Source organism: Silvania sp., from assembly GCF_051656365.1.
GTDB lineage: Bacteria > Pseudomonadota > Gammaproteobacteria > Enterobacterales > Enterobacteriaceae > Enterobacter > Enterobacter hatchlandensis.
The window spans coordinates 21,373-27,854 of sequence record NZ_JBOGBT010000112.1 but is presented as its reverse complement, the minus strand read 5'-3'; the positions used below and the strand labels follow the sequence as shown (position 1 = coordinate 27,854).

General features: G+C 57.1%; 8 protein-coding genes. 4 read left to right on the top strand and 4 right to left on the bottom strand.

Going from position 1 to position 6,482, the window contains the following annotated elements; all coding sequences use genetic code 11:
• Nucleotides 1–801: cation transporter (locus tag ACRDD5_RS22460; RefSeq protein ID WP_438678040.1), on the bottom strand; the 801-nt coding region annotated here is incomplete at its 3' end.
• Between the two features lie 76 nt (nt 802–877).
• Nucleotides 878–1,504, bottom strand: a complete 627-nt coding sequence (locus tag ACRDD5_RS22455) for a lysoplasmalogenase (protein WP_271282626.1) — start codon at nt 1,502–1,504, stop codon at nt 878–880.
• A 128-nt stretch (nt 1,505–1,632) separates the two neighbouring features.
• Here ACRDD5_RS22455 and ACRDD5_RS22450 point away from each other — a divergent pair, with 128 nt between their 5' ends.
• Complete coding sequence (locus ACRDD5_RS22450; protein ID WP_438678039.1) at nt 1,633–1,992, top strand: DUF2500 domain-containing protein; 360 nt, start codon at nt 1,633–1,635, stop codon at nt 1,990–1,992.
• 95 nt (nt 1,993–2,087) lie between these two features.
• Here ACRDD5_RS22450 and ACRDD5_RS22445 read toward each other — a convergent pair whose 3' ends face one another.
• Complete coding sequence (locus ACRDD5_RS22445; RefSeq protein ID WP_271282624.1) at nt 2,088–2,369, bottom strand: DUF1145 family protein; 282 nt, start codon at nt 2,367–2,369, stop codon at nt 2,088–2,090.
• Nucleotides 2,353–2,955, bottom strand: a complete 603-nt coding sequence (rsmD, locus tag ACRDD5_RS22440) for a 16S rRNA (guanine(966)-N(2))-methyltransferase (protein WP_438678038.1) — start codon at nt 2,953–2,955, stop codon at nt 2,353–2,355. Before rsmD ends, ACRDD5_RS22445 begins: the two co-directional genes overlap by 17 nt.
• 136 nt (nt 2,956–3,091) lie before the next feature.
• On the opposite strand from rsmD, the gene ftsY reads away from it, so the two are divergent.
• The 3 genes from ftsY to ftsX are packed head-to-tail and all read left to right on the top strand — an operon-like array spanning nt 3,092 to nt 6,319.
• The gene (ftsY, locus tag ACRDD5_RS22435) at nt 3,092–4,606 is read left to right on the top strand and encodes a signal recognition particle-docking protein FtsY (RefSeq protein ID WP_438678037.1); all 1,515 of its coding nucleotides are present in this window, start codon (nt 3,092–3,094) and stop codon (nt 4,604–4,606) included.
• Between the two features lie 2 nt (nt 4,607–4,608).
• Nucleotides 4,609–5,274 (top strand): cell division ATP-binding protein FtsE, encoded by a 666-nt coding sequence (ftsE, locus tag ACRDD5_RS22430; protein WP_271282621.1) that lies wholly within the window; start codon nt 4,609–4,611, stop codon nt 5,272–5,274.
• Nucleotides 5,267–6,319 carry a permease-like cell division protein FtsX gene (gene ftsX / locus ACRDD5_RS22425; RefSeq protein ID WP_271282620.1) on the top strand — a complete coding sequence of 351 codons (1,053 nt, stop codon included), beginning with the start codon at nt 5,267–5,269 and terminating at the stop codon, nt 6,317–6,319. Before ftsE ends, ftsX begins: the two co-directional genes overlap by 8 nt.
• Nucleotides 6,320–6,482: the final 163 nt, after the last annotated feature.

The window sequence follows — 6,482 nt, the reverse complement described above, 5'->3', positions numbered from 1 at the left end:
AGGCAGACGTCCGCCTGCCGCCACTTCAATCACATCGCCCGGGCGCAGGTTGGCAATCGGCACGGTTTTGCGCTCACCGTTTATCACCTGGGTCGCGGTTTCTGGCTTTAGCGCCATCAGTGCGCTCACGCCCTTACGCGCCCGGCTGGCAGCCCAGCCTTCGAGACGTTCACCGATTAAAAACAGCAGCAGCACCATTGCCGCTTCTGCCGTGGCACCGATAAACAGGGCCCCGATGGCGGCCACGCTCATCAGCGTTTCAATGGCAAACCAGCTGCCGCTTTTCATCAGACGCAGCGCCTGACGGGCAACCGGGTAGAGCCCGATAAGGGTGGTGGCGATAAAGGCGAGGTTGCCGAGCGGGTGGTTGAACTGCTCCAGACCCCAGCTCAGGGCCATCATCACGATCAAGGTGATGAGCGGCAGGTTATCGCGCAGAGGGGAGGTTTTTTCAGCCGGGGCGTTGGCGTCGCGCAGCGTATAGCCTGCCTTCGCCACCGCCGCTTCGACCTGGGCGGTGATGTTGCTGGCCGCATCGACCAGCAGCTTTTCGGTGGCGAACAGCACCTGGACGTGGTTGACGCCCTGGATCTGCTTCACCGCATTTTCAACTTTCCGCGCGCAGGCGGCGCAGTCCATCCCGTTGACCACCCAGCTGTAACGCTGGCCGTCTGCGAGCGGCACGCTTTCAACCTGCGTTTCGCAGGCGTTTGAGGCGCAGCAATCGCTGTGAGCAGGGGCGGGAGTAAGCTTAAGTGCCGAAAATTTCGGCACTTTTTTAGAACTGTCTGGAGTCGACATGGCATTCTCCGGTAATGATAATCTTCTCATTTACCGCAGTCTACACTCTGGAGTCGACTCCAGAGTCAAGGCTTATTTAGATATACAGCGAACGCACAATCAGGAAGTGCCCGGCGAAGTAGCAGGCGGCCGCAATCGCGTTATCAGCGCGGAAGCGGCGGCGATAGTGGCTACCCAGCCAGACGATATTCCCCAGCAGCAGCAAGGTGGCACCGAGGAAGGCCGACAGGGCAGGCGCGGTCGGGCGGAAGAACCACAGTTCCCCCGCCAGCCACACCATCACCAGCGTCATGGCGATAAAGGTACACACCGGCCAGCGCATCTCTTCCAGCCGCGTCCAGACCACCGCAATCAGCAGGGCACCCATCACCAGCAGCGCCAGCGGCAGCGGCCAGAAGAATGACAGCGTCATCTGGCTGGCAAAATAGATGGTGTAAAGCAGATGCGATAAGAAGAACGCGCCCACGGCATACAGCAGGCGCTGGCGCGGCAGCAGGGTGAGGGCGTCACCTGCCAGCGACGCGCACAGTCCGGCGAGAACGAGGTAGCTGACAGCATTAAACATCGGTGCCTGCCAGGCCAGCAGCAGCAGGAGCAACAGCGTGACGGGTTTAAACACCCAGCGCTGCCAGGCCGGGCCACGGTAGGACGCATCGACATACAGCCATGCGGAGAAACAGACAGCGATAAATGACCAAAGCATATTAAGTCCCTGTATCTGTTATTGTTGAATAAACAGTTTCAGTTCAGTGTAGTGGCGCAAGCGGGCCAATGGCAATGCTCTGTGTCGCGCGCTATCCTGATTTCAGCCTGGTCTTATAGGATTGTCCAATGAGCAAGATGCCGCTTTTTTTTATTATCGTGCTGGCGATTATCGTGATTGCCGCGTCATTTCGCTTTGTGCAGCAGCGCCGGGACAAGGCCGATAACGATGCCGCGCCGCTGCTGGAAAAACGGGTGGTGGTGAGCAATAAACGGGAAAAAGCGATTAACGACCGGCGCTCCCGCCAGCAGCAGGTCACGCCCGCTGGCACGTCGATGCGCTATGAGGCGAGCTTTAAGCCGGAAAACGGCGGCCTGGAGATGACGTTTCGGCTGGACGAAAAGCAGTACCATCAGCTGACGGTGGGGGATAAAGGCGTGTTGAGTTACAAGGGATCGCGGTTTGAGGGGTTTGAGAACGTGCCGTGATTTTCCCCTCACCCCGGCCCTCTCCCCTTGGGAGAGGGAGCTTGAACGGTCCCCTCTCCCTGTGGGAGAGGGTTAGGGTGAGGGCATCAGACGGCCTATTTCTTCGCCTGCGCTTTAAACTTCTTCATCCACACCAGCAGCTCAAACACGCCGAAAATAAACACCCGCAGCTGCTGCCAGCCGGTCATTGGTGGGCCATCCTTCGGCAGGCCGCTTTTCAGCATTACCATCTGCAGGGCATGCATAAACGAGGTAAAAATCAGCGCCACGTTGACGAAGATATTCATCGGACGCGGGAACGGATGCACAAGGTTAAGGATCAGAAATGCCCAGACCCCCAGCATCAGTAAACGACCCAGATTAATCAGTACCGGCATCGGTCTCTCCTTGAGATTGACGGTGATAAAGGCGATAGGCGACCTGACCGGCCACTTTCTCCCGGTGTAGATTCCAGTGGGCCGGCACCGGTGGTAACCCATTCTCTACCTCGCTTTCGACGTAGATCAGGGCATCATCCGCCAACCAGCCGTTGTTTTCCAGCAGCGTCAGCGTCTCTTCGAGCAGGCCTTTGCGAAACGGCGGATCGACAAATACCACATCGTGCGGCGTACCTGCCTGTGCAAGGAAGGCCAGGGCGTTAGTATTGACCACTTTGGCGTGCGTCGCTTTCAGCGAGGCCAGGTTTTGCTGTAACTGCTGGGAAACGCTGCGATCCATCTCCAGCAGCGTGGCGCTGGCGGCATAGCGCGACAGGGCTTCGAGCCCGAGGGCGCCGCTTCCGGCGAAGCAGTCCAGGCAACGGGCATCTACCATTGAAGGGGCCAGCCAGTTAAACAGCGTCTCGCGAACGCGATCGGTGGTCGGGCGCAGACCGGGGCTATCCGGCACCGGCAGTTTACGGCCTCGCCACTGGCCGCCGATAATGCGGATCTGACCTGCTGCGGCACGGTTGGGTTTCTTCATATCTTTGCTCGGGTACACCGACGGCCTGCGCTTGCAGGCGGTGATGTGCGTTAAGTTAAGTGATAAACTATTTCATCATTTTTTTAGCTTCCATGTATATAGCGCCAGTAATTAACCGCGAGGGGTGTAGTCGCAGATGGCAAAAGAGAAAAAACGTGGCTTCTTTTCCTGGCTGGGCTTTGGTCAAAAAGAGCAGGAAACCGAGCAGCAGAACGAAGAACAACCGATCGCAGAACAGCCCGCGGTTGTTGAACAGCCGCAGCCTGAAACCCCTGTTGAGACCGTCGCAGACGTAGAAGCAGAACCGCAGACCCACAGCAAAGAAGAGACTGAGGCCTTCGCTGAAGAGGTGGTTGAGGTCACTGAGCAGGTTCAGGAGAGCGAAAAACCACAGCCAGTTGAGCCAGCGTTTGTTGCCGTAGAGCCAGAACCAGAGCCAGAACCCGTGGCCGTAGTGGTGGAAGAGATTGTTGAGCCGGTGGTTGAGACTGCCCCACCGCAGGCGGTAGAGCACGAAGAGCTGCCGCTGCCGGAAGAGATCGCCCAGGAGATTGAAGAAACGCTCCCGGAAGAGTACCTCCCGGAAACGGAAATTGACGCTGAAATCAGCGACGAAGAGCTGGAAGCGCAGGCGCTGGCAGCAGAAGCGGCAGAAGAAGCCGATATCGTTGTCCCGATTGAAGAAGACGTCCCGGTAGAAGAGGTGGTTCAGGAGCAGGAAAAACCGACCAAAGAAGGTTTCTTCGCCCGCCTGAAACGTAGCCTGATCAAGACCAAAGAAAACCTCGGTTCCGGATTTATCAGTCTGTTCCGCGGGAAGAAAATCGACGATGATCTCTTTGAAGAGCTGGAAGAACAGCTGCTGATCGCCGACGTTGGGGTGGAAACCACCCGCAAGATTATCAGCAGCCTGACCGAAAGCGCCAGCCGTAAACAGCTGCGCGACGCCGAAGCGCTGTACGGCCTGCTGAAAGATGAGATGGGTGAAATCCTCGCAAAAGTGGACGAACCGCTTAATATTGAAGGCAAAACGCCATTTGTTATTCTGATGGTGGGCGTCAACGGGGTGGGTAAAACCACCACCATTGGCAAACTGGCGCGTCAGTTCGAGCAGCAGGGCAAATCGGTGATGCTGGCCGCGGGTGATACCTTCCGTGCCGCTGCGGTAGAGCAGCTGCAGGTGTGGGGCCAGCGCAACAACATTCCGGTGATTGCCCAGCACACGGGCGCAGACTCCGCCTCGGTGATTTTTGACGCCATTCAGGCGGCGAAAGCGCGTAATGTCGACGTGCTGATTGCCGATACCGCAGGGCGCCTGCAAAACAAAGCGCACCTGATGGAAGAACTGAAGAAGATCGTCCGCGTCATGAAAAAGCTGGATGTCGATGCGCCGCATGAAGTGATGCTGACCATTGACGCCAGCACCGGACAGAACGCCATCAGCCAGGCGAAGCTGTTCCATGAAGCGGTAGGATTGACCGGGATTACGCTGACCAAGCTGGATGGCACCGCGAAAGGCGGGGTGATCTTCTCGGTGGCGGATCAGTTTGGTATTCCTATCCGCTACATTGGCGTTGGCGAACGTATCGAAGATTTGCGTCCGTTTAAATCGGGCGACTTTATTGAGGCACTTTTTGCCCGAGAGGATTAACAATGATTCGCTTTGAACACGTCAGCAAGGCCTATCTCGGTGGGAGACAAGCGCTGCAGGGGGTTAACTTCCACCTGCAGCAGGGCGAGATGGCATTTCTGACCGGCCACTCCGGCGCGGGGAAAAGTACCCTGCTCAAGCTTATCTGCGGGATTGAACGGCCAAGCACCGGCAAAATCTTGTTCGGCGGTCACGACATCAGCCGCCTGAAAAACCGTGAAGTGCCGTTTCTGCGTCGCCAGATAGGCATGATTTTCCAGGATCACCATCTGCTGATGGACCGCACGGTATTCGACAATGTGGCTATCCCGCTGATTATTGCGGGTGCCAGCGGGGATGATATTCGTCGTCGCGTGTCGGCGGCGCTGGATAAGGTCGGGCTGTTGGACAAAGCGAAAAACTTTCCGATTCAGCTTTCCGGCGGTGAACAGCAGCGTGTGGGCATTGCGCGCGCGGTGGTGAACAAACCGGCGGTACTGCTGGCGGATGAACCGACCGGTAACCTGGACGAAGCCCTTTCCGAAGGGATCCTGCGTCTGTTTGAGGAATTTAACCGCGTTGGGGTGACAGTACTGATGGCGACGCACGACATGGGCCTTATCTCCCGTCGTTCGTACCGCATGCTGACGCTGAGCGACGGTCACTTGCACGGAGGCCGCGGTGAATAAGCGTGATGCAATAAACCAGATTCGGCAGATGGGTAATCGATTTGACCGTTTCCGTAAGCCCCAGGGCGGCGACAGCAATCGCAACGTGCCTAAGCGCAGTAAGTCGTCGCCGAAGCCAAACTCGCGCAAGACCAATGTGTTTAACGAGCAGGTGCGGTATGCCTTCCACGGCGCGCTGCAGGATCTGAAGAGCAAACCGCTCGCCACCTTCCTGACGATCATGGTTATCGCCATTTCGCTGACGCTGCCAAGCGTCTGCTACATGGTGTACAAAAACGTTAACCAGGCGGCATCGCAGTACTATCCGTCCCCGCAGATCACCGTCTATCTCGACAAAGCGCTCGACGATAATGCGGCGGCGCAGGTGGTGGGGCAGCTGCAGTCCGAGCAGGGTGTTGAGAAGGTCAACTACCTGTCGCGCGAAGAGGCGCTGGGCGAGTTCCGCAACTGGTCCGGGTTTGGCGGCGCGCTGGATATGCTGGAAGAGAACCCGCTGCCCGCCGTGGCGGTGGTGATCCCGAAGCTGGATTTTCAGGGTACCGAGTCGCTGAACACCCTGCGCGATCGCGTTTCGCGCATCAACGGGATCGATGAAGTCCGCATGGACGACAGCTGGTTTGCCCGTCTGTCGGCGCTGACCGGGCTGGTTGGCCGGGTGGCGGCGATGATCGGCGTGCTGATGGTCGCCGCGGTGTTCCTTGTGATCGGTAACAGCGTGCGTCTGAGCATCTTTGCCCGTCGCGATACCATTAACGTGCAAAAGCTTATCGGTGCTACAGACGGTTTTATCCTGCGTCCGTTCCTGTACGGCGGTGCGTTGCTCGGTTTTGCTGGTGCATTTCTTTCACTGATATTGTCAGAAATTTTGGTGATGCGTCTCTCTGCCGCCGTCACCGATGTGGCGCAGGTTTTTGGAACAAAGTTTGATATCAGCGGCTTATCTTTCGACGAGTGCCTGTTACTGCTGCTGGTGTGCTCGATGATCGGCTGGATCGCCGCCTGGTTAGCAACTGTGCAACATTTACGTCACTTTACCCCCGACTAAAAAATCTCTGATATAATCTTTCCCTGCATTGAGGACCGCTCGTGCAGGGAAAGAACATCTGATGTTTCTGCCCCAGCACAATCATCTCTACGTCACATTTTGTGCGTAATTTATCCCAGGTTTCAGTCGGAACTTGTGGATAAAATCACTGTCTGATAAAAGT